This window comes from Sphingobium limneticum (assembly GCF_008710155.1).
GTDB lineage: Bacteria > Pseudomonadota > Alphaproteobacteria > Sphingomonadales > Sphingomonadaceae > Sphingobium > Sphingobium limneticum.
In genome coordinates this window covers 75,388-101,347 of the sequence record NZ_VYPZ01000005.1, presented here as the reverse complement: position 1 = coordinate 101,347, position 25,960 = coordinate 75,388, and the positions used below count along the sequence as shown (strand labels likewise).

Sequence of the window (25,960 nt, the reverse complement as noted above, 5' to 3'; positions counted from 1 at the left end):
CCTACGGCTCGCCAAGCCTGGATGCCCCTCCCGCAAGCGGGAGGGGTGCTTGTGCTGATTTAGAAAGGCAACCAGTTCCGCTTTTCCGTGAATTTCATATAGCCCGCGTTGACGCCTAGCCGATAGCCAACGCCGAGACGGATGGGGATCAGCACCACGCTGCCCCAGCGCAGATAGGAGGCGGTGAAGCCCCCGACGAGATAGGCAGTGCCCTCCGCCGCGGGGAAGCGATGGTAGAGATCCTGCGTGTCGTAGAGATTATAGACCAGGACGAAGGTGTTGGCCGCATTGCCGCCGACGTCGAAGCCGATCGACGGGCCGGTCCAATAGACTTCGCGCTTGCCCTCCACCTTGTGGTTGAGCGTGCCCGAACCATAGCGCAGGCCGACGACGAAGGCGCCCGACGCCTCACGCCCGGAAATATAGGCGTTGGGGCGACCCTGATCCTTCAGAATTTTCTCGATCATGCCGGCCAGCCCTTCGGCCCCCTTGCCGAACACGCCTTCGGCAGCCCCGATCAGATCGTCTTCCTGATAGGATTCGCCCGGCGCCATTGCGGCAGGGGGCGAATTGGTGGTCACGGGCGCGCCGGTCGCGGTGTTGCCGCCATTGGCGACGGGCGGAACACCGGCATCCAGATTGGGTTCGTACGGCGTCGCACCCCGATCCACGCTGGAATCGACGCCGGGATCGGTGGGGTTCCTGTTGGTCGGCGGCGGCGGCGCGAGATCGGAATCGATCGCGCTGTTGGGATCGATCGTGCGCACCTGCGCAGAGGCGGCAAGCGGCGTCAGCGCCATGCCAGCCAGCGCGGCGACCAGCACGCTTGCTCGCGCGATGCGGGCACCTATCTGCCCGTTGATGCCGATCATGCCCGATACTCCCCGAAAAGCGCGCGTCATAGCCATATATAGACCCAGATACAGGCATTGCGACCAGCAAGCTGAAACGACAATGAACGAACGGCGACCCGAGTCGATTCCGCGCCGGAACGAAAAATGCGGAAGAGGCGAAAATTCCTGATCCAGCCCGTTGCCATGCAGCAAAGCCATCGCTATAGCCCCTCCCCAGCCATTGTCCCCCTGTGAAGGTGGACAAATTTCGTGCGGAGACGTGGGTGAGTGGCTGAAACCAGCGGTTTGCTAAACCGTCGTGGCCTTAAGGGGCCACCGAGGGTTCGAATCCCTCCGTCTCCGCCAATTTTTCAATAGGTTCCGCGCGATGATCAAGTCCCGCTTCGGTACCTTTCGTGGGCTTGTCCGGCTCGCTCTATCCTATCCGCAACTCTTGCTGGGTCGATCCGCCAGCCGTGCGCCCGATGTGGCGGAGGTGCGGCGGTTGGTGTTCGTGTGTCAGGGCAACATCTGTCGCAGCGCCTTTGCCGATGTGGCCGCAAAGAAGGCAGGGCTGAACGTCGCTTCCTTCGGCCTGTCCACCACCAGCGGGCGCGGTGCCCATCCGCCCGCCATCGTGGCGGCGACGGCGCTGGGCCATGACCTGTCGGCGCACCAGGCGATCGATATGCAGGATCATGAACCGCAGGACGGCGACCTGCTGCTGGCGATGGAGGTGCGGCAATTGCACCGGCTGGCAGGCGATCCGCGCCTGAAAGATATGCCGCGCATGCTGCTGGGCCAGTGGACCCAGCCGATGTTGCCGCATCTGCATGATCCCTACAGCCTTGACGATCGCTACATGGCGACGTGCCTGATGCGGATCGACCGGGCGATCCCGCAATTGGTCAGGGCTTTTCCCGGCGCACGGCTTTCCTGACGATCTGCACCATGTCGCGTAGCCAGGGCCGCGGGTCCGAGCGGCTGAACACATAATAGCGCGCACGCGGGTCGAAAAAGGCCAGCAGATAGGCGACCAGATCGACGACCGGACGGCGACGGAAAAAAGGATCGTCGATGCGGCCGGGCGCGAGGAGGATGCGGACCAACCTTTTGGTTTCGGGCACCATGTAGCGCGCGCGCAGATTGTCGCGCGCCGGGGGGGCGGGATCGGTCTGGCGCAGCACGGTGCGACGATAGGCCTCCCACGCGAAGTCGGCGCCGCAATGGAGCGCCAGCGGCAGGCTGCCCCAGAAGCGGCCGTTGACCTCCATCAACCAATAATGGCCGCTGTCGGGTTCGTAGCGATATTCGACCATCGCCTGCCCTTCCCAATCGAGCGCCTGCAACAGCTTTTCCGACAGCGCCATTTGCGCACCATGCGCGTTCACGGGTTCGGCGCGGCAAAGGGTGGAAACGCCTCCTTCGGGCGGCCATTCGTGGAGACGACGATGCTGGAAGCGCAGCGTCGCCTGCCCGCCTGCCATATAGAGCATCTGGCCCAGGCCCACGCCCCGGCAATATTGTTGAATCAACGGCCAGCGGCCGATCGGCGCATAGCGGTCCAGCAAGGCAAGCAGTTGGGCTGCGTCGCGAATATAGTCGGTCTTGATCCATTCCAGGCCCGCTCGTTCGAGCAGACCCATGATTTCGGGCGGATTGGACCATTTTGCGACCAGCGGGTAACGCATCTGCGCGGCACGGGCGGCGAAATCCTCGTCAGCGTGCGGCTGCCAGGTCTGTGGCACGCGCAGGCCCGCCACCGTCGCCGCCTGCAAAGTCTGCATCTTGTCCAGCACCCGTTCGAGCTGCTGCGGCCGGGGGACGAGGATGTGACAATCGCCGATCATCGCCGGCAGGGTCGAGAGTTGCAGCAGGTCGGTTTCGGAAATGGCCAGAACGGCGCGGGCGCCGGTGCGGGCGATCAGGCCGGGCAGCCAGTCGGCGATCGGGCCGGTCGGGCGCTGCGTCCAGTCGGTGCAATAGCGCGAGGCGATGACGATGGAGGCGCAATCGCGCGCGATGCCATGTACAGGTACGCCATGCCGGCCCAGATCGCGCACGACCGCAAGGCCGATGGCGTTTTCCAGACCCAGGACGATCGCACCGGGCAATGCGGTCACGCAGGCACCAGCCGATGTTCGTAGCGCCAGGTCGCCAAGGCCTGCTCCGCAAGGCGCAGGCCGGTGCGCAGCCGGCTGGGCGCGGCGCGGCTGAGCGTGCGGGCCGGCCGGTCGGCGAGATCCACGGACAAGTCGTTGAAGCCCGCACCCCGGACGCCGGGCAACCGGGCGGCGTCGCGGCAGAGCGCCTGAAACCGGGCGATGACGGCGCCATTGGGACGCCGACGATCGCGCGAGAGCATTTCGAAACTATGGGTGACGACATTGAAGGCGTCATGCCCCTCCCGCACGGCATGGCGCAGGCCGGCGCGCATCTCGGCGGCGGACATGGCGCAGATCTGGGCCGGGCGGAAACCGCCGGGCCGGTCCTCTATGCCCGATACCGGCAATTCGACGACACCTTGCGCACGGGTCGCGCCGATCTGTGCCCGGTCGGCCGAAATGCCACATTCGCGGCCGAGATAGGCCGGATTGACGCTGCTGTCCCAAGCAACGTCCAGAGTCGCAAGTGCGCGCAGCGTATCGTCATTGGCGCCGAAATTGCCGGCACGAAAGGCGGTGATGGCGGGCGCGCCGGCCTGTTCCAGCCATTGTTTGGCACGGCCGAGCAGGATGATCTGATCGTCCAGCGAAAAGTCCCCGATATTGCGCCCCTGCCGACCGCCGACCGGCGAATCCTTCGCCCAGGCCAGCCACTCGGTATGGATATGCATCTGCACCTCATGCCCGCGCGCGACGATGGCGTGGACGATGGGGGCCAGAAAATCGGTGCCATGAACCAGCGCTGGCATGGGGTCGACGAAGAAGACGCCCTTCAGCCCATGGCGGTCGAGCTGCTCCATCTGCCAGCCGATGCCGAAAGCGCCGGACCGCGTCCGCGCCCAGATCGACCGATCGACATTGTCGGCGAGGCTCACCCCACGCTGATGCAGCGAGGAGGAGAGTTCGGTATCGACGGTGATCAGCAACGCGGTCATCAAAAGGTCCGGTCCGGGGGGCGGCACATCCGCATTAGATGATGCGGGTTAAGGAGGGGTAATATGTCTCCGGCATGTCCGATAGCGAAATTCTACCGAAATATGCGCCCCTGAACCTTGCTATCCCCTGAAGGCGACGCCCGGCGTCGGAATCCTTCATTCCAGCAGCGAAAATTCCCCGTAATTGCCCTGGAAAAAGAGCAAGGGGCTGCCGGGACGGTCGACTTCCAGCGCGACCACGCGGCCAAGCGCGATATAATGGTCGCCCGCTTCATGCACCGCGTCGAGCGTGCAGTCGATCCAGGCGACGACATCGTCGAGGATCGGCGACCCATTGGCCGACACGCGGTGGGACAGGCCGGCAAACTTGTCCGGTCCGGGACCGGCGATCTGGCGGCAGAGCGGCAGCTGGTCGCTGGCCAGCACATTGACGCAGAATTTGCCGACCGCCTGCAAGCGCGGCCAGCTGCCCGAGCTTTTGGCCGGGAAGAAGGCGACGAGCGGCGGATCGAGCGAAACCGAGGTGAAGGAGCCGACGACCATGCCGATCGGCGTGCCATCCGCCTCTACCGCGGTGACGACGCAGACGCCGGTGGGGTAATGGCCCAGCACCCGGCGAAAAGTCGCATTGTCGAAACTGGCCACGCTCATGCCTTGCTCCCGAGACGGTTCATGCGTCCCCCTCTCGCCCAGAACGCGGCATAAGCAAATGATAAAGCGCGGACCACCGACGAGAAAATCTCAGCCGATGGCCCGCGCGGGATCAGAGCGCGACGCCGCCTGCCGCCAGCACGGCCAGAGTCAGCAGTTCGGACGCGTTGGAAGACATGGTGGCGATCTGCACCGATTTTTCCATGCCGACCAGCAACGGGCCGATCATCGTCGTGCCGCCCAGTTCGCGCAGTAGCTTGGCCGAGATATTCGCCGATTGCAGGCCGGGCATGACCAGCACATTGGCCGGGCCGGACAGGCGGCTGAACGGATAGCTTTTCATCACGGTGGGGTTGAGCGCCGCATCGGGCGTCATTTCGCCTTCATATTCGAAATCGACGGCCCGCTCATCGAGCAGCTTCACCGCGTCGCGCACATTGTCGAGGAAAGCGCCGGGCGGATTGCCGAAGTTGGAATAGGACAGGAAGGCGACGCGCGGGTCATGGCCCATGCGGCGGGCGACGGCCACGGTCCCTTCGGCGATATCGGCCAGTTCGGTGGCAGACGGCCGTTCATGCACGGTGGTGTCGGCCAGGAACACGGTCTTGTCCTTGGCCACCATGACATGGATGCCGAAGGGGGTACGGCCGGGCGCGGAGTCCATCACGCGCTTCACTTCGCGCAGCGTCTGGCCATAGGGGCGGGTCGTGCCGGTGATCATCGCATCGGCGACGCCCATCTTGACCAGCAGCGTGCCGAAAATATGGCGATCGCGATTGACCATCCGTTCGCAATCGCGACGCAGATAGCCGCGCCGCTGAAGCCGGGCGTAAAGCAGGTCGACCATGTCGGGCACCAGCGGCGAGTTGACGCTGTTGTGCAGTTCGAAGCTTTCGGGATCACGCACGCCCAATGCCTTGAGCTTTTCCATCACATCGTCGCGGCCGACCAGGACGGGGATGCCATAGCCCAGCTCACGGAACTGGATGGCGGCGCGCAGCACCACTTCTTCTTCGGCTTCGGCGAAGACGACGCGCTTGGGGTTGGCCTTAGCGATCTCATAGGCGCTGGTGAGGACCGAGGTGGTCGGGTTGAGCCGTGCCTTCAACGATTGGCGATAGGCCGCCATATCCTCGATCGGTTTTTGCGCGACGCCGGTTTCCATCGCAGCCTGCGCGACGGCGGCGGGCACCACTTCCATCAGGCGCGGGTCGAATGGCGCGGGGATGATATAGTCCGGGCCGAAGCTGTGCGAACGGCCATAGGCCTTGGCCACTTCTTCGGGCACCTGCTCGCGCGCCAGTTCGGCGATGGCATGGGCGGCGGCCAGCTTCATCGCTTCGTTGATGCCGGTCGCGCGCACGTCCAGCGCTCCGCGGAAGATGAAGGGGAAGCCCAGGACATTGTTGACCTGATTGGGGAAGTCCGACCGGCCGGTCGCGACGATCACGTCGGGGCGCACCGCGTGGGCATCGGGCGGCAGGATTTCCGGGTCGGGATTGGCCATGGCGAAAATGATCGGATTGGGCGCCATGGACTTCACCATCTCCTGGCTCATGGCCCCGGCGACCGACAGGCCCAGGAACACGTCGGCGCCCTTGACCGCTTGCGTCAGGGTGCGCGCGTCGGTCTTGACCGCATGGGCCGACTTCCACTGGTTCATGCCCTCGGTGCGGCCCTGATAGATCACGCCCTTGCTGTCGCACATGATGACATTGTCATTGGGGACGCCCAGCGCCTTGATCAGTTCGGTGCAGCTGATGGAAGCGGCGCCCGCGCCGTTCACCACCACCTTCATGTCCTTCATGTCGCGGCCGGTGAGCAGGGCCGCATTGATGACGCCCGCCGCCGCGATGATCGCGGTGCCATGCTGATCGTCATGAAAGACCGGGATGTTCATCCGTTCCTTGAGCGTCTGTTCGATGATGAAGCATTCGGGCGCCTTGATATCTTCAAGGTTGATGCCGCCGAAGGTCGGCTCCATCAGCTCGACCGCATCGATGAAACGATCGACATCCTCGGTCTTGAGTTCGATGTCGATGGAATCGACGTCGGCGAAGCGCTTGAAGAGGACGGCCTTGCCCTCCATGACCGGCTTGGACGCCAGCGCGCCGAGATTGCCGAGGCCCAGGATCGCCGTGCCGTTGGAGATGACCGCGACCAGATTGCCCTTGGCCGTGTAATCATAAGCGGTCGCCGGATCGGCGGCGATGGCGCGTACCGGGACGGCAACGCCCGGCGAGTAAGCGAGGCTGAGGTCGCGCTGCGTCGCCATCGGTTTCGACGCGATGATCTCGATCTTGCCGGGGCGGCCGGTCGAGTGGAAGAACAGCGCCTCGCGCTCGGAAAATTCCACATTCGATTTATCGGACATCGCTGGCACCCACATAATGGAACAATAAGGTGGCCCTAGCGGCAAGATTATCGTGTGGGCAAGTGCGAGAAGCGCAATTTTCCTGCCGTTCCGGGAAGCGCTGGTTTCAGCCCAAGGTTCAGGCTATCGCCCTGCCCCATGGCTTCTTCGACCGACAATCCAGCTTCTGCCGCCGCCCCGACGCCGATGATGGCGCAATATCTGACGCTCAAGGCGGAGGCGCAGGACTGCCTGCTCTTCTACCGCATGGGCGATTTTTTCGAGCTGTTCTTCGACGATGCGAAGATGGCGGCGGCGACGCTGGATATCGCGCTGACCAGTCGGGGCGAACATGGCGGCCAGCCCATTCCGATGTGCGGCGTGCCGGTGCATAGCGCAGAAGGCTATCTGGCGCGGCTGATCAAGGGCGGACATCGCGTCGCCATCGCCGAGCAGACCGAAACGCCGGCGCAGGCCAAGGCGCGCGGCGGCAAGACGTTGGTGGCGCGCGCGATCGTGCGTTATGTGACCGCCGGCACGCTGACCGAGGAGACTCTGCTCGACAGCCGGCGCGACAATATGCTGGTGGCGCTGGCGCAGGTCGGCGGGGAAGGATCGGGCGAGATCGGTATCGCCGCCGCCGATATTTCCACCGGCCGGTTCGAAACGATGACCTGCCCGTTTGCCGACCTGCCCGCCGAGCTGGCGCGGTTGCGGCCGAGCGAAGTGGTGGTGGCCGAGGGATCAGGCATCGAGGTGGCGGACATGCACCCGTTCGACAAGACCGCCTTTTCCAGCAGCCGGGCCGAAGATGCGCTGAAACGCCTGTTCGGGGTGGCGACACTGGACGGATTCGGCCAGTTCGGCCGGGCCGAGCTGGCGGCGATGGGCGGGTTGATCGCCTATCTGGACCATGCGGGCAAGGGCACGCTGCCCTTCCTGGCGCCGCCGCTGCGCAAGACCAGTGGCGGCCATGTCGCGATCGACGCGGCGACACGCGAGAGTCTGGAAATCGTGTCGACCACGGCGGGCACGCGGGCGGGCAGCCTGCTGGGCGCGATCGACCGGACGGTGACGGGCGCGGGCGCCCGGCTGTTGGGGCAGGATCTGTCGGCGCCGCTGATGGACCTGGCGGTCATCGAAGCGCGGCTGGGGCTGGTCACGCTGTTCCATGACGATGCGACGTTGCGCGACCAGTTGCGCGGGGCGCTGCGGGCCTTGCCCGATATCGGCCGGGCGCTGGGGCGCGTGGCGGTGGGGCGTGGCAGCCCGCGCGATCTGGGTCAGTTGCGCGATGGCCTTGGCGGCGCGCGGTTGCTGCGCGAGCGGCTGGGGCGGCTGGGCGATGCGCCGCAGATGCTGGTGCAGTTATTGCCGGCGCTGGACGGGCATGGCGCGCTGGTCGATGCGCTGTCGCGCGCGCTGGTGCCCGCTCCGCCGACCGAGACGGCGAGCGGCGGCTATATCGCCGACGGTTACGATCCGGCGCTGGACGAATTGCGGCGGCTGAGCAGTGACGGCCGCCGGGCGATCGCGGCGCTGGAGGCCAAATATCGCGCGCAGACCGGGATTTCCGCGCTCAAGATCCGGCATAATGGCGTGCTGGGATACCATGTCGAAGTGCCGGCCCGTGCCGCCGATGCGCTGATGGCGCCCGACAGCGGCTTTACCCATCGCCAGACGTTGGCGGGCGTGGTGCGATTCAACTCGATCGACCTGCATGAGGAAGCCGGACGCGTGGCGCAGGCCGGTGCCCATGCGCTGGTGGCCGAGGCGGCGCATCTGGAGGAACTGATCGGCGCGGTGCTGGATCGCAAGGCCGACATCGCCCGCGCCGCCGATGCGCTGGCACGGCTGGACGTGGCGGCTTCGCTCGCCGAGCGGGCGGCCGAGGGCGGATGGCAGCGGCCGCATTTTGTTGCGGCAGATGGCGCGGGCCAGTGCCTCGACATCGTGGGCGGACGGCATCCGGTGGTCGAGGATGCGCTGCGCAAGGACGGGCAGCCTTTCGTCGCCAATGATTGCCGATTGAACGAGGGCGACCGGCTGTGGCTGGTCACCGGGCCGAACATGGGCGGTAAGTCGACCTTCCTGCGCCAAAATGCGCTGATCGTCATATTGGCGCAGGCTGGCGGCTATGTGCCGGCGCAGGCCGCGACGTTGACTCTGGTTGATCGGCTGTTCAGCCGGGTCGGCGCGTCGGACAACCTCGCCAAGGGGCGATCGACCTTCATGGTCGAGATGGTCGAGACAGCGGCGATCCTGGCGCAAGCCACAGAGCGTAGCTTCGTCATATTGGACGAGGTGGGCCGTGGCACATCCACCTATGATGGCCTCGCGCTCGCATGGGCCGTGGTGGAGGCGGTGCATGAGGTCAATCGCTGCCGCTGCCTGTTCGCCACACATTATCATGAGTTGACGCGGCTGGCCGAGACGCTGTTGTCGTTGTCGCTGCACCATGTCCGCGCGCGCGAGTGGAAGGGCGACCTCATATTGCTGCACGAACTGGCCGAGGGGCCAGCCGATCGCAGCTACGGCCTGGCCGTCGCACGGCTGGCGGGGTTGCCACCGGCCGTGCTGAAGCGCGCCAAGGATGTGCTGGCGCGGCTGGAGGCGGGCAAGGCGAAGACCGGCGGGATCGCGGCGGGGCTGGACGACCTGCCCTTGTTCGCGGCGGTGGCGACGCAGGAGGAGGCAGCGCCCGATCCGCTGCTGGCGGCGATCGCGGCGATCGACGCCGACGCTTTGTCCCCGCGTGAAGCACTCGATCATATATATCGACTGAAACAACTGGCCGCCGACATGCGGCACGACTAGAGCATGGCCATGGGCATACAGTATCCAGCGCTGGGATCGCGGCGTGCGATCATCGACCGGCGCGCCATTTCCGATACGATCAACGCTCTGGCGCAGGAGCATCGGGGCGATGCCATGCGCCTGCGCGGCGGAATCGTGAAGGAATTGAAGGCGGCACTGGACGAGGGCCGGGCCGAAGTCGCCCGCCGGCTGAGCGTCAAGCCGACCCGCGGACGGGAGTCGGTGACGGCCTTCGCTTTCCTGATCGACCAGATATTGCGCCTGCTCTACGACGCGACGACGCATCATCTCTATCCCGCCGGCAATCGCAGCACAGGCGAGCGGATCGTGCTGATGGCTGTGGGCGGCTATGGCCGGGGCGAAATGGCGCCGCACAGCGACGTCGATATCGGCTTCATCACCCCCTGGAAGCCGACTGGCTGGACCGAGCAGGTGATCGAATCCATGCTCTATTCTCTGTGGGATCTGGGGCTGAAGGTCGGGCATAGCAGCCGTTCGGTCGATGAAACGATGCGCATGGCCAAGAGCGACCTGACGGTGCGCACCGCGTTGCTGGAGGCGCGCTATGTCTGGGGCGACCGGGCGCTGTATGAAGAAACGTCGGTCCGCTTCGACGCAGAAGTGATGCAGGGCAATGCCCGCGCCTTCGTGACCGAAAAGCTGGAGGAGCGCGACGAGCGGCACAAGCGCATGGGCGACAGCCGCTATGTCGTCGAGCCGAACGTCAAGGAAGGCAAGGGCGGGCTGCGCGACCTGCACACATTGTTCTGGATCGGCAAATATGTGAACCGGGTGCGCTCGGTCGCCGATCTGGTCGATGTCGGCCTGCTGACCGAAGCCGAATTGCGCCAGTTTCAGAAGGCCGAGGATTTTCTGTGGGCGGTGCGGTGCCACCTGCACACCATCACCGGCCGGGCGGAGGATCGGCTGACCTTCGACCTGCAACTGGAAACCGCGACGCGCATGCACTTTACCGGGCGTGCGGGCCGGTCCGGGGTCGAGCGTTTCATGCGCTATTATTTCCTGAACGCAAAGACGGTGGGCGACCTGACCGCCGTGTTCCTGGCGCATCTGGACGACCAGATGGCCGAAAAGGGGCGACGCTATATTCCGTCCATCTTCCGCCGGCCCAAGAAGCTGGACGGGTTCGTTCTGGAACGCGGGCGGATCGCCCTGCCCAGCGACGATTTCTTCAAGGCGGACCCGGTGCGGCTGCTGGATATCTTCGCCGTGGCGGACAAGCATGGGTTGCAGATCCATCCCAGCGCCATGCGCGCGGCGAGCCGGGACGCAGGCCTGATTTCCGCCAAGGTGCGCAAGGATCCGCGCGCCAACGCCGCCTTCATGGAGGTGCTGACGTCACCGCGCGATCCGGAAACGGTGCTGCGATGGATGAACGAATCCACCGTCTTCGGCCGGTTCGTGCCGGACTTCCGCCGCGTCGTCGCGCAGATGCAGTTCGACATGTATCATCATTATACGGTCGACGAGCATACCATCCGCGCCGTCGGCCTGCTGTCGCGGATCGAAAAGGGCGAACTGACGCAGGACCATCCGCTGGCAAGCGACCTGATGGGCAAATTGCTGTCGCGTCGCGCCCTCTATGTCGCGGTGCTGCTGCACGATATCGCCAAGGGACGCGGCGGCGATCATAGTTTGCTGGGTGCAGAGGTGGCCGAACAGCTTTGCCCGCGCCTGGGCCTGACCCCGGCGGAGACGGAGACGGTCGCCTGGCTGGTGCGATACCATCTGCTGATGTCGGCCACCGCCTTCAAACGCGATCTGGCCGATTACAAGACCATCCTCGATTTCGTCGATGTGGTGCAAAGCCCGGAACGGTTGCGCCTGCTGCTGTGCCTGACCGTGGTGGATATTCGCGCGGTGGGACCGGGTGTCTGGAACAGCTGGAAGCGACAGTTGCTGGGCGATCTCTATGAGTCCGCCGAGGAAGTGCTGCGGCTGGGCCATAAGCAAAAGGGGCGGGGCGAGCGCGTCATCGCCAAGCAGCATGCGCTGCGCGAGGCGTTGGGCATGGACGAACCGACGTTCGAGGCGTTCAGCAAGCGGCTGCCCGAAAGCTACTGGATCGCGGAACCGGACGACATTCTCTTCCACAATGCCCAGCATATCCTGGCCGCGGGCGACGCCCAATTGTCGATCGCGGCGCAATATTATCCGCAGCGCGGCGCGACGCTGGTGACGGTCTACGCCACCGACCATCCGGGCCTGTTCTACCGCATCGCCGGCGCCATCCATCTGGCCGGCGGCAACATCATCGACGCGCGCATCCATACGACGCGCGACGGGGTGGCGATCGACAATTTCCTGGTGCAGGATCCGCTAGGCGGCGCATTCCACAGCGACGATCAGTTGAAGCGGATTCGCGGCGCGATCGAGGATTCGCTGTCCAACCGGCACCGGATGATCACCAAGCTGGCGGCGCGCCCCCTGCCCCGCACCCGCGCCGAAGCCTTCCGCATCGAACCCAATGTGCTGATCGACAACAAGGCGTCGAACCGCTTTACGGTGGTGGAGGTCAATGCGCGCGACCGGCCGGCCTTGTTGTTCAGCCTCGCCAATGCACTGTTCCAGTCGAAGGTAACGGTACACAGCGCCCATGTCGCCACCTATGGCGAGCGCGCGGTCGATACTTTCTATGTCACCGACCTGCTGGGCGGGAAGATCGAGAGCAAGGCACGGTTGCAGACGCTGGAACGGCGCCTGCTGGAAGCGGCCGGTGGCGAAGTGGGCGAGGCGCTGGAGCGGGCGTGAGTGCAGCTATCCGTTAGTTTCGAGCTTAGTCGAGAAACGCATGCGATGCGCTGACCACCTCTCGACTTCGCTCGAAGCGAACGGAATTAAGCCACAATCTCCATAACGTCGCCCGGCACCAGCAATGGCAGGAGGCGTAGCATGTCATCGCGGTCCACGGCGACGCAGCCCGCCGTCCGTCGACCTTCGGACAGATGGAAGAAGATCGCGCTGCCCATGCCCGGCACCGGCGGCGCGTCATTATGACCCAGCACGACGATGACGTCATAGGCGTCGTCACTGCGGGTCAGGCTTTCGGCGGAATAGGGACGCGGCAGGCGGACCGGGCGGTTATAGGCCGGGTCGGCGATATCGTCCGACCAGCCGTCATTGGTGCGTATCCAGCGCCAGGGCAGGTTTATGCCGGTCGCATCGACCTTGCCGGGACGCAGCAGGACACCGCGAATGGGCCAGACCCCAAGAGGGGTGCAGCCATCGCCTTCGCGCTTGTCCGCCGCCGCACAGGCGCCGCTGCGGCCTATGGTGCAGGCCATGGCGACGTCGCCGAAGGTCAGGCGCCCCGCGCCGCTTTCGACGCGGATGACGCTCATAGTTGGTGGCCGGTCCGGTCGCGCTTGGTGGCGAGATAACGTTCGTTGTGCGGATTGGCGGCCAGGATGATCGGCAGGCGTTCCGTCACCTTGATGCCGGCCGCTTCCAGCCCCGTCACCTTGTTGGGATTGTTGGTGAGCAGGCGCACCTGATCGACGGCGAGCAGGTCGAGCATCCGCGCCGCGACCGAAAAATCGCGCGCGTCGATGGCGAAGCCCAGCCGGACATTGGCGTCGACCGTGTCGAACCCCTGATCCTGCATCGCATAGGCGCGCAGCTTGTTGACGAGGCCGATGCCGCGCCCTTCCTGCCGCAGATAGAGGAGGATGCCCCAGGGCGCATCGGCGATCCGGTGCAGCGCCTCATGCAGTTGCGGGCCACAATCGCATTTCAGACTGCCCAGCACGTCGCCGGTCAGGCATTCGCTGTGCAGCCGAATGACGGGCGGCGATCCATCGCGCTTGCCCACGATCAGCGCGACATGCTCACGCGGTTCGTCCGGACTGCGAAAGGCGATGATTTCCGCGCTCTCGCTCGCCGATACCGGCAGGCGCGCGCGGGTGGCGATGGCAAGGTTGGTCGCATCGTCATAGGCGGAAATAGCGTCGGCGCTGACGTCAACCTCCACCGGGCCGTCGCCTTCCAGAAGGAAATAGGCGGGCAGGATGCCGGCGAGACGCGCGAGGCGCAGCGCCGCCTTGGCCGCCTGCGGCGCGGGCAAGGTGCGCGCGCGAAATGGCCCCTTGAGCGGGGACGCCAAGTCCAGCACCGGGTCGGAAATGGCGGTGGCGACGTCGGCGTCGATCCACGGCGCGCGCTCGACCAGCACCGGCATGTCAGGGTCGGCGGCGGCCAGTTGATTGCCAAGTTTCAGCGTTTCGGCACGGGCGGCGGAAATCAGAATGTCGGCGCGACCATGCGGGTCGAAATCCGCCAGCGTCACCGCGTCCGCCCCCTCGATCGCCATCAGGCGGATCGCACCATCGGGGGCGGTCAGACGGATCGCCCAGCCACGGCGCAGCGCGTCGATCGCTCGCGCCGCATCCCGTCCGATCCCGGTTCTCATCAGAAAGCGAACTCGGTAATGATGGGGATATGGTCGGACGGCTTGATCCAGCTGCGCGCCGGTTCGACGACGCGATGGCTGACCGCCTTGTCCGCCACATCCTTCGTCATCCACATATGGTCCAGGCGGCGGCCACGATCCGATTCCGCCCAATCCTTCGCACGATAGCTCCACCAAGTGTAGAGGCGCGCGGGCGCGGGGTGGAAATGGCGGCCGATATCGACCCAGTCGTTCGATGCCTGCAACCGCGCCAGAATCTCACATTCGATCGGCGTATGGCTGACCACGTTCAGCAATTGCTTGTGGCTCCAAACATCGGATTCCAGCGGCGCGATGTTGAAATCGCCGGTCAGGATGGCCGATTTGTCGCCAAGGCCGGACGACCATTGGATCATCCGTTCGATGAAATCGAGCTTCTGGCCGAATTTGGGGTTCACATCGCGATCGGGAACGTCGCCCCCGGCAGGCACATAGACATTTTCGATCCGCACGCCATTGTCGAGCCGGACGCCGACATGGCGCGCTTCGCCATTGGCCTGCCAGTCGAACCGGTCATCCTCATGGATCGGCACCTTGCTCATGATCGCCACGCCATGATGCATGCGCTGGCCGTTCAGCACCTGATGGACATAGCCCATCCGTTTGAACATGTCGGTGGGGAAAATCTCGTTCACCACCTTGGTTTCCTGAAGGCACAATATGTCGGGCGCCTCATCGCGCAGCAGCTGTTCGACGATGTCGATGCGGGCGCGGACGGAGTTGATGTTCCAGGAACAGATGGAGAGAGTGTCGGCCATGGTAGGCAACTAGGGTTGCCGGCGTCGTTGCGCAAGCGGAAGACCGTTGTGGCGGACAAAGTAAGACCCCCGCTCCGGGGGCGTGGAACGGGGGTCTCGATCGCGCCCTTGAAGCGCTTCGCGGTACGAGATGGGGACCGGGTAACAGGGGGGAAATCCCGGTTTGGTCTCGCGCCGTTGATGTATGATTAGCGCCGCTCATATGAGCGTCAGATGAACGGGCCGGCAAGATTGGGCCCGATCGCTCGGGCCGTCTTGCCGGACGCTCGGGTCAACTGCCGGCGGAGCGGCCCCTGGGTCGCGGATCGGTCCAGCGGAAGGCGGAGTCGGCGACCGGTGCGCCATAGACCTGATTGGAAAAGCGCACCGCCGTGCGGTTATTCTGCGAATCGAGCATGACCCAGCCATAGAGCTGAAGCCCCGCCGGCGCGGACGCGTTGCGTTTGAAGATCATGGTGATGGTGCCATATTCGGGCCGCTTGGGATCACGCGCCTCTACGCTCAGGACCGTCGGATCGCCGGTCGGTACCAGCTTGCCATATTTGGACAGATCCTTGGACGGATCGAGCAGCGCGCCCAGCGGCGAATTGCCGATCGGCCAGCGCTGCACCTGCCGCACTTCATAATCGATCATGGTCAGCGCCTTGCCATCGCTGACGATCAGCAGCGGCACGCCCTTTTGATATTGGAAGCGAATCTTGCCCGGCTGCTTCAGGGTCAGTTTGCCGGTCAGGGTCTGGCCGTTGCGGTCGGTCTGGCTGAAATCGGCGGTCAGGGTGGTGACGCTGCGGATATAGTCGTTGACCTTGGCAAGGTCGGACTGGTCCTGCTGCTGCGCGGTTGCCGGCACGGTCGGCGCGACCAGTGCGGTGGTGGCAGCAAGGACAAGCGCGAGGGGCGCAACGATGCGCTTCATGGCGTTCAACTCCGATTGTTTGGGAGAGTGGGGCTAGGCGATGGGGCTTGAACCCCCCGTGAACTCGGCTGTTCCGACATAGCGCATTTTGGTAAGGGAGTGATGGGGGAGAGCATCCGCTTTGAACTCGGGACCAGCTCGATCCCCCATGCTCCCGCCTCGCCCTGCCGGTCTGACCGGCGGCACCGCTCCAATTATGTTATCGGCGCGGCAGCAGCGAGATGTGCCTAGACCCATTTGCAGACAAAAAAAAGGGCCGATCCGAAGACCAGCCCGTAAAAGTTTTTAGGAGAGGATGCCTGAAAGGCCTGCTCTCTATGTTCCAACTGGTTCATGACGGCAAATGCGAAGGAAAGCAGTGCGATTGCATAAAGCGCAATCGTCGCGATTCCGGTCGGGTCAGATGGGATTCCCATTCTCGTCGCGCAGCACTTCGCGGCGGCCGACATGGTTGGGAGGACCGACCAGCCCTTCTTCCTCCATCCGTTCGATCAGGCGGGCGGCGCTATTGTAGCCGACGCGCAATTGCCGTTGCAGCCAGCTGGTCGACGCCTTCTGATTTTCGAACACCAGCTGGCATGCCTTGCGGAACAGTTGGGCGTCCGGGCTGTCGTCGCCCAGGTCCACGCCGTCGAGGGCGAAGCTGCCTTCCTCGGGTTCCTCGGTGACGGCCTGGATATAGTCGGGCTGGCCCTGCGCGCGCCAATGGTCGGCGACCATGCGCACTTCGTCGTCCGATACGAAGGGGCCATGGACGCGAGTCAGGCCCTTGCCGCCGTGCATGTAAAGCATGTCGCCCTTGCCCAGCAGCTGTTCGGCGCCCTGTTCGCCCAGGATGGTGCGGCTGTCGATCTTCGACGTCACGAAGAAGCTGATGCGGGTCGGCAGGTTCGCCTTGATGACGCCAGTGATGACGTCGACGGACGGGCGCTGAGTCGCAAGGATCAGGTGGATGCCGGCTGCGCGGGCCTTTTGCGCCAGACGCTGGATCAGGAATTCCACTTCCTTGCCGGCCGTCATCATGAGGTCGGCCAGTTCGTCCACCACCACCACGATCTGCGGCAACGGCTGGAAATCCAGCTGTTCCTCTTCATAGATGGGCTTGCCGGATTCGGGATCGTAGCCGGTCTGGACGCGACGACCGAGCGGCTTGCCCTTGGCCTTCGCCGCGCGGACCTTCTCATTATAATTGGCGAGGTTGCGGACGGAAATGGACGCCATCATGCGATAGCGATCCTCCATCTGCTCCACCGCCCATTTGAGCGCGCGGATCGCCTTGGCCGGTTCGGTGACGACCGGCGAGAGCAGATGCGGAATGTCGTCATAGGTCGACAATTCCAGCATCTTGGGATCGATCATGATCAGGCGCAGTTGGTCCGGCGTCATGCGATAGAGCAGCGACAGGATCATGGCGTTGAGGCCTACCGACTTACCCGAACCGGTCGTACCCGCGATCAGCAGATGCGGCATCGGCGCCAGGTCGGCGATGATCGGTTCGCCCGAGATATTCTTGCCCAGGATGATCGGCAGGGTCGCTTCCTGCGCGAATTGCTCGCTGGTGATGAGTTCGCGGAAGGACACGCCCTCACGATTCGCATTGGGCAGTTCGATGCCGATGACGGTGCGCCCCGGAATCGTCGCGACGCGGGCGGACAGCGCCGACATGTTGCGGGCGATATCGTCCGCCAGCGCGATCACGCGGCTGGCCTTGATGCCCGGCGCGGGTTCCAGTTCGTACATGGTCACGACCGGACCGGGGCGCACTTCGGTGATGTTGCCCTTCACATGGAAGTCGTCCAGCACGGATTCGAGCAGGCGAGCGTTGCGCTCCAGCGCGGCCTTGTCGATCTTGCCGCCCTGATTGGCGGGAATCGGATTGAGCAGATCGGGCGATGGCAGCGAGCTGTGGCCGAACAGATCGTCCTGGCTGACCGGCGCCATGGTGCGCTGTACCGGCGCGGGCTTGGGCGTCTGGATCGTGATCGGCGGTTTCGGTTCGTTCGACACCTGCTTGCGCGGGGCGATGACCCGTTCGGCCGGCTCGTCATCCTCATACTCGTCTTCGTCGGCCGCAGCGGCAGTGCCACCAAAGCCCAGCGTCGGGCGCGGCAGATTGAGTTTGGGCAGCGAAGGACGGCGCAGCGCGATGATCGGCTTCTCCAGCGCCAGGCTGCGATAGCAGGCGAAAAGGCCCGCGATCAGCGTGACGACGACCAGAAGACCCTTGATCCAGGGCGCGACGGCCGGCGCCTGCGCGGTCAGGCTGGCAGTGCCCTTGGCCACGACCAGGCCGATCACCCCGCCCCAGCCGGCCGGCAGGCCGACCAGCGGCGCATCCTGAAACAAGGCGAGCGCAATGCCGATCAGGACGATGCCGAACAGGCATTTGCCAAACTGCGCCTTCCACCCGCTCATATCCTGATCGCCCCACAGGCGACGGGCGGTGACGGCCATCAGCGGCAGGATCAGCGCGACCGGCACACCCAGCAGCCAGAGCAGGAAATCTGCGGCCCAGGCACCGGGCGCCTGCATGATATTGGCGACATGATCACCCGCAACCGTGTTCATCGACGGATCGCTGGGGGCATAGCTGAGCAGCGCCAGTGCCAGGAACAGCGTCGCCAGCATGAGCGTGATCGCGCCGATCAGCGCGCCGCTGCGAATGAGGCTGCGCTTGAGCATTTCGCGCCATTCCGGCGAGCGTTTGACGGTGCGGCCGACGGCCATATTCTCTGTTGTCCCCCTACAGCATCATCCGACTATATTGGTTCGGATGATGCTTTAAATATCTATTGTTTGCCGCGTTCTGCGAGCCGTCGACTGTTCCAGCCGACTTCAGAACGCTCTGGTGTTCCGTTTCGGCACAATGCCTCCGACGGCGAGTCCCCGTCAAGGGCGCGGCCCTTCGGCTCGTCCCGCACATATCAAGATCGCCCGGTCCATGTTCCCCGGCGAAGGCCGGGGTCCAGTTCCACCGATTGATCTAGACCCCGGCCTTCGCCGGGGAACGACATTATTGTGCGCTTTGAGCCAGTCCCGCCAGCGCATCACCGTCCAGCCGCTGTATCGTCCAGTCGTCCATCGGCTTGGCGCCGATCGCGCGATAGACGGCGATGGCCGGCTCGTTCCAGTCGAGCACCGACCATTCGAGCCGGGCGCAATCGCGTTCGATGGTCAATTGGGCGAGCCGCGCCAGCAGCGCCTTGCCCGCGCCCAAGCCGCGCGCCTCCGGCAGCACAAACAGATCCTCCAGATAGATGCCGGGCCGCGCTTCGAAGGTCGAGAAATTGTGGAAGAAGAGCGCAAAGCCGATCGCCGCACCGTCATGCTGCGCGATCAGCACTTCGGCCATGGGGCGCGGGCCGAACAAATGGCGCTCCAGCGTCGCGCGATCCCCCTTCACCTCATGGGCGAGCCGTTCATAGTCGGCCAGCGCCAGGATGAAGGCATGGATGGTGTCGATATCGTCGGCCACCGCCTCGCGGATGAGGATGTTCATGCTGCGCTCGCCTCCACATGAGCCAGATCGGCCCGTTTCGAGCGCGCGGCGATAAGGCAGGCGACCACGATGAGCAAGGCGCCGGCCATAGTGCTGAGCGTCACATGCTCGCCAAAGGCCAGCCAGCCCACGATCGCCGCCCAGATGAAGGCGCTATATTCGACCGGAATCAGCCGCTGCGCCTCCGCCCGCGCATAGGCCCAGGCGAGCGCGGCCAGCGAGGTGAAAGCCAACGTCGCGGCGAGCAGGACGAGCGGGACCGCCTTGAGCGGCGGCAGGATGGCGAGCCATGGCGCACCGGTCGCGAAGACGCCCAGCATGACCAGATGCTGGAAGAAGGCGACTTCTATCGGAGAGGCGACCTGCGCCTGTTGCCGCTGGATGATGAGGTTCCAGGCGAACAGGATCGCCGAACCAAGAACCGCCAGCACGCCCAGCAGCGCATCGGGCTCATAACGTCCTTGCACCTTACCCGACAGGATGACCCCCACGCCCACCAGCCCCAGCAGCGAAGCGCCGATCGCGCGGCGCCCGACCTGTTCCTTGAGCAACAGCGCGGCAAGATAGAGGGCGATGAGCGGCGCGATGAAGGACAGGGCGATCGCCTCGGCCAAGGGCAGACGCAGGATCGCCCAGAAGAACAGCAAGGCCATGAAGGCCACGACCGTCCCGCGTAGCAGATGGATGCGCACTACTGCCCGCGTCGGCCAGCGCTGGCGCGTGAGCAGCATCAGGGCGAGGCCCAGCACGGTTCCGGTCGAGGCGCGCCAGAACAGGGCATTGTAGAGGCCGATCGCCAGCCCCAGCCCCTTCATCGCCGCGTCCATCACGGAAAAGAGCGCCACGCCGACGCAACAGACGAGGAAGGGAATGGCGAACCGACCCTGATCTTGCGGCATCGGGCTGATCCGGGCCTTTATTCGGCTGCCTCGACTTGGCTGCCGTCCGCCTTGCCAGCGTCGGTGGTTTCGGACTCCAGCTTCTGCGCCTCGATCTCCGCCGCCTTGGCTTCGACCAGCTTCACGATATGATCGACCATACCGGCATCCTGAATCGTGTGATCGGTGATGCCCGACAGATAGACCATATGCTTGCCATTGCCGCCGCCGGTCAGGCCGATATCGGTTTCGCGCGCTTCGCCGGGACCGTTGACGACGCAGCCCAGAACGGACAGCGAAAGCGGCGTATTGATATGCTGGAGTCGCTCTTCGAGCGCCTGCACGGTGCGGATGACGTCGAAACCTTGCCGCGCGCAGCTGGGGCAGGAAATGACCTTCACGCCGCGGGTGCGGATGCCCAGCGATTTCAATATTTCGTAGCCGACGCGCACTTCCTCTTCCGGTTCGGCGGAGAGGGAGACGCGGATCGTGTCGCCGATCCCGGCCCAGAGCAGATTGCCGATACCGATCGCGCTCTTCACCGTACCACCGATCAGGCCGCCCGCTTCTGTAATGCCCAGATGGAGCGGACAATCGACCGCGTCGGCCAGCTGCATATAGGCAGCGACGGCCAGGAAGACGTCGCTGGCCTTCACCGCGACCTTATATTCGTGGAAATCCTGGTCCTGGAGCAGCTTGATATGGTCGAGCGCGGATTCGACCAAAGCTTCGGGGCACGGCTCGCCATATTTTTCGAGCAGATCCTTTTCGAGGGAGCCCGCATTGACGCCGATGCGGATTGAGCAGCCATTGGCCTTGGCCGCGTCGACCACTTCCTTCACCCGCTTTTCCGACCCGATATTGCCCGGATTGATGCGCAGGCAGGCGGCACCGGCATCGGCGGCTTCCAAAGCGCGCTTATAGTGGAAATGGATGTCGGCGACGATCGGCACACGCACGGCGCGGACGATCTGCTTCAGCGCTGCGGTGGACTCTTCATCGGGGCAGGAGACGCGGATGATGTCGACGCCCGCTTCCTCGCAACGGCGGATCTGGTCGATCGTCGCCTTGACGTCATGAGTCAGCGTGTTGGTCATGGTCTGCACCGTCACCGGCGCATCGCCACCGACGGGGACATTGCCGACCATGATCTGGCGCGACTGCCGCCGCGCAATGTCGCGCCAGGGGCGCAGGCCGGGATTATGGTCGGACATGAAAAAGGGGCTCCGTAAGCTACGGAGCCCCTATAGGGATTTTCCGATCCGATTAGAAGCGGAGCGTAGCGGACGCCGCAACCTGATCCGCATTGCCGCTGGTTTGGGCCAGCGTGGTAGCGGTGACGGTCGCGGGCGACGGGAAATAGCTGTCCGGGCGGATGATATTCGCCTTTTCCACAAAGGTGTGGGCGTAGCTCACGTTCAGCGCGAAGTTATCCGACATGTTCCAGGTCGCGCCGCCGGTGAGCCAGACGCGGTCGCCATCGGGCACGCGGGTGGTCAGATGCTGCGGATTGGTGGGCGAACGGTCGAACATGGTGCCCGCACGCACGGTGAAGGCCGGGCTGACATCATATTCGCCGCCGACGCTGACCGAATAGCTGTCCTTGTAGTCCAGTTCCTTGTTGGTCGTGCCGGTGGCGGAGGTGACGGCGATACCCTTGAACTTCGACCAATTATACCATTTGCCGGTGATCATCGCGCGCAGTTGTGGCGTCAGCTTGTGCATCATCGACACGGTGACGATGTCGGGCAGCTCCAGCGGCGCGGTGGCGGCAAATGAACCATTGCCAGCCGCGATCGGCCCGACCAGCCCAGACACGATCTGGGTGCCGGCCAGCTTGTGGTTGATGCCGGAGCGATAATGGGCGCCGAAATTGGTGTCGCCGGTGGTGTAGAAGATGCCGGCATTCCAGCCGACCGACCAGTCGTCGCCCTTCAGGCTGGCAAAGCCGTCCGTAGTCACAAGCGGCGACAGCTGGGGCAGCGCGTTGGTCAGCGTCGCCTTCACATATTGGACGTCCACGCCACCGCCGATCGACAGATTGTCGGTCAGCTTATAGGCCGCAGAAGGCTGGATATTATAGGTTTTGAGGTCGGTATAGAGCGAGTCATAGCGACCGAAGAAACCGTCATCATATTCCAGCTTCAGGCCGAAGGGCGCGTTGACGCCGAGGCCAACCCAAAGCCGGTCGCTGACCTGCGCGCTGGCGTAGAAGCTGGGGATGGGGATGACGCTTTCGAACGGATTGCCGCCATCATTGCCGGCAATCGGCGTGGTCACGGGGACACCCGGAATGCTGCGGCGCGAACCGCGATTGGTCTGGTGGGCAGAGGCCATCAGCGCCGATCCGCCGATCGAGGTCTGAATGCCCGACAGCTGAGTCATCGCGGCCGGATTGAAATAGATGGTCGAAGGATCATCGCCCGCAGCGGCGCCGCCGGACAGCGCTCGCCCGGTTTCGATCGGCGACTGTTCCTGAAGATAGAAGCCGCCGGCCATGGCGGGAAAAGGTGCGGCCATGACCCCGGTGACGAGGAGGGCGCGGCTGAAATGGCGGCTAAGGGACATGAGAAATCCTCTGCTAGGTGGCGACTCTTCTGCTGCCGATCGGCGCCCCTGCAACGCGCGAAACCGGCTTATGAGCCAGGGGGCTTAGCAAAGATGTCGTTAATTTCCAGTGTTGCAGAATGATCCAAATGCGATTGGGCACCACGAACCTGACGTTTACGGAAAGGAAACGCTACGGCTTGGCCCGGTCGCGGGTCTTGAAAAAAAGATAAAAAAAAGCCGCCCAGAAGGACGGCCTTGAAGTTTTAGGAGAGGATGCCTGAAAGGCGAGTTCCTTTTGCGGTGCAGCGACGATTGTCGCAAATGCGAAACAGACAAGCATGATTGCGTTTTCTGCAATCGTTGTCTTCTCAGATGCTTTCCGTAAGGGAAAGGATCCAATCCGAGGGTGGAAACTAGACCAAAGTATAGCCGAAAAAATCCGGGATTCAGGATGTTGCGAGCCTGACCACGCCTGATTCGGCCAGCTGCGCGTCCATTTCCGCCACCAGTTGATCCAGATCGGCCTGATTCGCCGATTCGGCGCGTGCCACCAGAGCAGCTTCCGTATTGGAGGCCCGGAGCAGCCACCAGCCTTGCGCTGTACGCACCCGTACACCGTCAATAGTGCAGATATCGGCACCCTGCGCCGTCAGTCGATCCAGAATTTCCCCAATCACCGCAAATTTGCGGGTTTCCGATACGGGGAACCGCCATTCGGGCGTAATGACGGTCGCAGGCATCGCGTCATGCAGCCCGGTAACGCTGCGGCCCAGCGATCCGACGGCGCGGATCAGGCGGACGGCCGCATAAAGGCCATCGTCATAGCCGGGATAATCGTCGGCGAAGAAGAGATGACCTGTGGTTTCGCCCCCCAATGGGCTGCCAATCTGCTTCATTCTGGACTTGATATGGCTGTGGCCGGTCTTCCACATCTCCGGCTGGCCCCCCAGCGTCGCGATCCGGTCGAAAACGGTCTGGCTGGACTTTACATCGCCCACGATCCGGCCGCCTGGGTGGGTTTTCAGCACGACTTGCGCGAACAGGCCGAGCAGTTGGTCCCCCGGCAATGTGCGACCCAGACTGTCGATCACGCCGATCCGGTCGCCATCGCCATCGAAAGCCACACCGAAATCGAGCTGCTTGTCGCGGACGAGCGCGCGCAGATCGGCCAGATTCTTCTCACCGGAAGGATCGGGATGATGATTGGGAAAATGACCGTCTACATCGGTGAAGAGCAGATGATGCTCACCGGGGAGCAATTGCGCCAGCTTTTCCACCACCGGACCGGCGGCGCCATTGCCCGCGTCCCAACCGATGCGGCATGCAGGCCCATCGAAACCCTGCACCAGCCGCGCCGCATAAGCGTCCATGATGGCGATCGTCTCGACCCGGCCCGTACTGGAGTCCCAGTCGCCCGCCGCCGCCATGAGGCCCAAGGCCTGAATCTCCGCCCCGAAAAAGGGCGCATGCGCCTTCACCAGCTTGAAGCCATTCTGATCGCCGGGATTATGGCTGCCGGTTATCTGGATGCCGCCGCTCACATTCTCCGTCGCTTCGGCATGATATAGCATCGGCGTCGGGCCAAGGCCGATGCGCAGCACATCGATTCCGGTTTGGACAAGGCCTTCGACCAGTGCCGATTCCAGCATCGGCGAGCTTAGTCGCCCGTCACAGCCGACTACGATGCGCCGGCTGCCCGATCGCGCGATCATGGTGCCGAAGCTGCGCCCCAAAGCCCAGGCATCGGCTTCGTGCAGCGTGTCCCCTACCCGGCCGCGCAGATCATAGTCGCGCAACAGGGTCGGATGGAATTTATGCGTCACCGCTGCTTTTGCTCGGCGAGCAGCAGGTCGCGCGCGGCGTTGATCTGTGCCGCCAGCGCTTCGGTACCGCCCTTGTCGGGATGAACCGACGCGATCAGGCGGCGATGGGCGGCACGGATCGCCTTTGCATCGGCGTCGGGGGCCAGGCCCAGCAAGGCGCGGGCCTTGACCACATCATCGGCACGCGGTGGGATTGGCGGGGTGGCCCGTTTGCGGGCTTTCACCTTGGCCTTCATATTGCCCTGCTTGGCGAAGAAGAGCGCCGCGCCGATCAGCAGCGGGGCACCGATCACCGGCTTTCCCTTGGCCGCCAGCACAGCGCCTACCAACGCGGCGCCCAAGGCCATGCCATCCTTTGCCGTCATGCGTTGCAACTTTCCCGTCCAGATCAACCAGATCGCGAGCGTGGCGATCAGGAGCGTCAGCAAGCCCATCAGGCGGCGCCGAGCAGGTCCAGAGCCGCCGTGCCCTCAAGCGTCGGCAGCGCAAGTCCCGACACCATTTCGCGCAGTTCCTGCCGCGCGGCGATATGGCTGACGCCCAGTTCGCCCAGATGGCCCTTGTCCAGCAAAGTCAGGCCCGACGGGAACAGCTCGCGGAAGATGACGCGCTCCGAAAGGCCCGGAATGACGCGGAATCCGACCCGGCGGGAGAGTTCCATCAACGCGTCGCCGACCCGCTTCTTGTTGCGGGCGTCATGATGCTGGACGCGGTTGCGCAGCACCACCCAATCGATAGTGACGCCATCCACCTTCGCCCTCGCCTTGCGCGCGTCGAAGATGAGTTCGGAATAGAAGGAGGGGCTGCGCACCTTGAAGGTTTCCGGATCGACCTGCCCGATCAGGTCGAAATCGACGAAACTGTCGTTCATCGGCGTGACCAGCGTGTTGGCATGCGGCGCCAGATGGCGGGCATAGATATCGTCGCGGCCGGGCGTGTCGACGACCAGATAGTCGTTACCGAGCGCCAGCGAAATCACCTGATCATCGAGCGCAGCGATGCTGTCGCCGGTGAACACGTCGAACGCCGGCATGGGCAGATCGATGCCGCGGCGCTTGGCCGTTTCCTGGCGATTTTCCATGTAACGGGTGACGGTGCGCTGACGCGGATCGAGGTCGATCAGGCCGACCTTGTGGCCGAGCGCTGACAGGGCGATGGCGGTATGCACCGCCGTGGTCGACTTGCCGGTCCCGCCTTTTTCATTGGCGAAGACGATAAGATGCGGCTGCGGATTGCCCATTGGCCCCAGTAAACCCCGTTGATTGTCGCAATGCGTGTTGACGGTCGCGCCGGCACGAGCCTAGCAGGACAGCC

20 protein-coding genes and 1 tRNA gene are annotated in these 25,960 nt (G+C 64.1%); 4 read left to right on the top strand and 17 right to left on the bottom strand.

Annotated features, from left to right (window positions below):
* Positions 1-59: 59 nt before the first annotated feature.
* The gene (locus F4U94_RS08210; RefSeq protein WP_120252238.1) at positions 60-872 is read right to left on the bottom strand and encodes a DUF1134 domain-containing protein; all 813 of its coding nucleotides are present in this window, start codon (positions 870-872) and stop codon (positions 60-62) included.
* A gap of 235 nt (positions 873-1,107) precedes the next feature.
* Here F4U94_RS08210 and F4U94_RS08205 point away from each other — a divergent pair.
* Positions 1,108-1,199: transfer RNA gene (locus F4U94_RS08205), tRNA-Ser, on the top strand.
* A 22-nt stretch (positions 1,200-1,221) separates the two neighbouring features.
* A complete protein-coding gene (locus F4U94_RS08200) occupies positions 1,222-1,773 on the top strand; it encodes an arsenate reductase/protein-tyrosine-phosphatase family protein (RefSeq protein ID WP_120251323.1) in 552 nt (183 codons plus the stop codon).
* On the opposite strand, the gene F4U94_RS08195 is transcribed toward F4U94_RS08200, so the two are convergent.
* The 4 genes from F4U94_RS08195 to F4U94_RS08180 form a co-directional block, all read right to left on the bottom strand.
* Entirely contained in the window at positions 1,742-2,956 is a 1,215-nt protein-coding gene (locus F4U94_RS08195; RefSeq protein ID WP_150411889.1) for a carboxylate--amine ligase, read from the bottom strand. The two genes, F4U94_RS08200 and F4U94_RS08195, sit on opposite strands and share 32 nt — an antisense overlap.
* Positions 2,953-3,933, bottom strand: a complete 981-nt coding sequence (locus tag F4U94_RS08190) for a polysaccharide deacetylase family protein (RefSeq protein ID WP_120251324.1) — start codon at positions 3,931-3,933, stop codon at positions 2,953-2,955. The genes F4U94_RS08195 and F4U94_RS08190 overlap by 4 nt, the downstream gene beginning before the upstream one ends.
* A 156-nt stretch (positions 3,934-4,089) precedes the next feature.
* Positions 4,090-4,584, bottom strand: a complete 495-nt coding sequence (locus tag F4U94_RS08185; protein WP_120251325.1) for a flavin reductase family protein — start codon at positions 4,582-4,584, stop codon at positions 4,090-4,092.
* A 112-nt stretch (positions 4,585-4,696) separates the two neighbouring features.
* Positions 4,697-6,958 (bottom strand): NADP-dependent malic enzyme, encoded by a 2,262-nt coding sequence (locus F4U94_RS08180; RefSeq protein WP_120252239.1) that lies wholly within the window; start codon positions 6,956-6,958, stop codon positions 4,697-4,699.
* Positions 6,959-7,096: 138 nt separating this feature from the next.
* Between F4U94_RS08180 and mutS the strand changes: the two genes are divergently transcribed.
* Both mutS and F4U94_RS08170 read left to right on the top strand, forming a co-directional pair.
* Positions 7,097-9,754, top strand: coding sequence for a DNA mismatch repair protein MutS (mutS, locus tag F4U94_RS08175; protein WP_120251326.1), 2,658 nt, complete (start codon positions 7,097-7,099; stop codon positions 9,752-9,754).
* A gap of 9 nt (positions 9,755-9,763) precedes the next feature.
* Positions 9,764-12,526, top strand: coding sequence for a [protein-PII] uridylyltransferase (locus F4U94_RS08170; RefSeq protein WP_120252240.1), 2,763 nt, complete (start codon positions 9,764-9,766; stop codon positions 12,524-12,526).
* Between the two features lie 86 nt (positions 12,527-12,612).
* Here the strand turns inward: F4U94_RS08170 and F4U94_RS08165 are convergent, their stop codons facing one another.
* The 12 genes from F4U94_RS08165 to F4U94_RS08110 form a co-directional block, all read right to left on the bottom strand.
* Positions 12,613-13,116: a L,D-transpeptidase family protein gene (locus tag F4U94_RS08165; RefSeq protein ID WP_120251327.1), complete on the bottom strand. Its 504-nt coding sequence runs from the start codon at positions 13,114-13,116 to the stop codon at positions 12,613-12,615.
* Positions 13,113-14,183 carry a GTP cyclohydrolase II gene (gene ribA / locus F4U94_RS08160; RefSeq protein ID WP_120251328.1) on the bottom strand — a complete coding sequence of 357 codons (1,071 nt, stop codon included), beginning with the start codon at positions 14,181-14,183 and terminating at the stop codon, positions 13,113-13,115. Before ribA ends, F4U94_RS08165 begins: the two co-directional genes overlap by 4 nt.
* A complete protein-coding gene (locus F4U94_RS08155) occupies positions 14,183-14,980 on the bottom strand; it encodes an exodeoxyribonuclease III (RefSeq protein ID WP_120251329.1) in 798 nt (265 codons plus the stop codon). The genes ribA and F4U94_RS08155 overlap by 1 nt, the downstream gene beginning before the upstream one ends.
* 271 nt (positions 14,981-15,251) lie before the next feature.
* Entirely contained in the window at positions 15,252-15,896 is a 645-nt protein-coding gene (locus F4U94_RS08150; protein ID WP_120251330.1) for a LolA family protein, read from the bottom strand.
* A 399-nt stretch (positions 15,897-16,295) separates the two neighbouring features.
* Positions 16,296-18,623: an FtsK/SpoIIIE family DNA translocase gene (locus F4U94_RS08145; protein ID WP_120251331.1), complete on the bottom strand. Its 2,328-nt coding sequence runs from the start codon at positions 18,621-18,623 to the stop codon at positions 16,296-16,298.
* A 286-nt stretch (positions 18,624-18,909) separates the two neighbouring features.
* On the bottom strand, positions 18,910-19,395 hold the full coding sequence (locus F4U94_RS08140; RefSeq protein WP_120251332.1) for a GNAT family N-acetyltransferase: 486 nt from the start codon (positions 19,393-19,395) through the stop codon (positions 18,910-18,912).
* Complete coding sequence (locus tag F4U94_RS08135; protein WP_150411888.1) at positions 19,392-20,294, bottom strand: DMT family transporter; 903 nt, start codon at positions 20,292-20,294, stop codon at positions 19,392-19,394. The genes F4U94_RS08140 and F4U94_RS08135 overlap by 4 nt, the downstream gene beginning before the upstream one ends.
* Positions 20,295-20,311: 17 nt before the next feature.
* Positions 20,312-21,487, bottom strand: a complete 1,176-nt coding sequence (gene ispG / locus F4U94_RS08130; protein ID WP_120251334.1) for a flavodoxin-dependent (E)-4-hydroxy-3-methylbut-2-enyl-diphosphate synthase — start codon at positions 21,485-21,487, stop codon at positions 20,312-20,314.
* 52 nt (positions 21,488-21,539) lie between these two features.
* Positions 21,540-22,841 carry an OmpP1/FadL family transporter gene (locus tag F4U94_RS08125; protein ID WP_120251335.1) on the bottom strand — a complete coding sequence of 434 codons (1,302 nt, stop codon included), beginning with the start codon at positions 22,839-22,841 and terminating at the stop codon, positions 21,540-21,542.
* A gap of 428 nt (positions 22,842-23,269) precedes the next feature.
* Complete coding sequence (pgmG, locus tag F4U94_RS08120) at positions 23,270-24,646, bottom strand: phosphoglucomutase/phosphomannomutase PgmG (protein WP_120251336.1); 1,377 nt, start codon at positions 24,644-24,646, stop codon at positions 23,270-23,272.
* Entirely contained in the window at positions 24,643-25,080 is a 438-nt protein-coding gene (locus tag F4U94_RS08115; RefSeq protein ID WP_120251337.1) for a J domain-containing protein, read from the bottom strand. Before F4U94_RS08115 ends, pgmG begins: the two co-directional genes overlap by 4 nt.
* Complete coding sequence (locus F4U94_RS08110) at positions 25,080-25,886, bottom strand: division plane positioning ATPase MipZ (protein ID WP_120251338.1); 807 nt, start codon at positions 25,884-25,886, stop codon at positions 25,080-25,082. Before F4U94_RS08110 ends, F4U94_RS08115 begins: the two co-directional genes overlap by 1 nt.
* Positions 25,887-25,960: the final 74 nt, after the last annotated feature.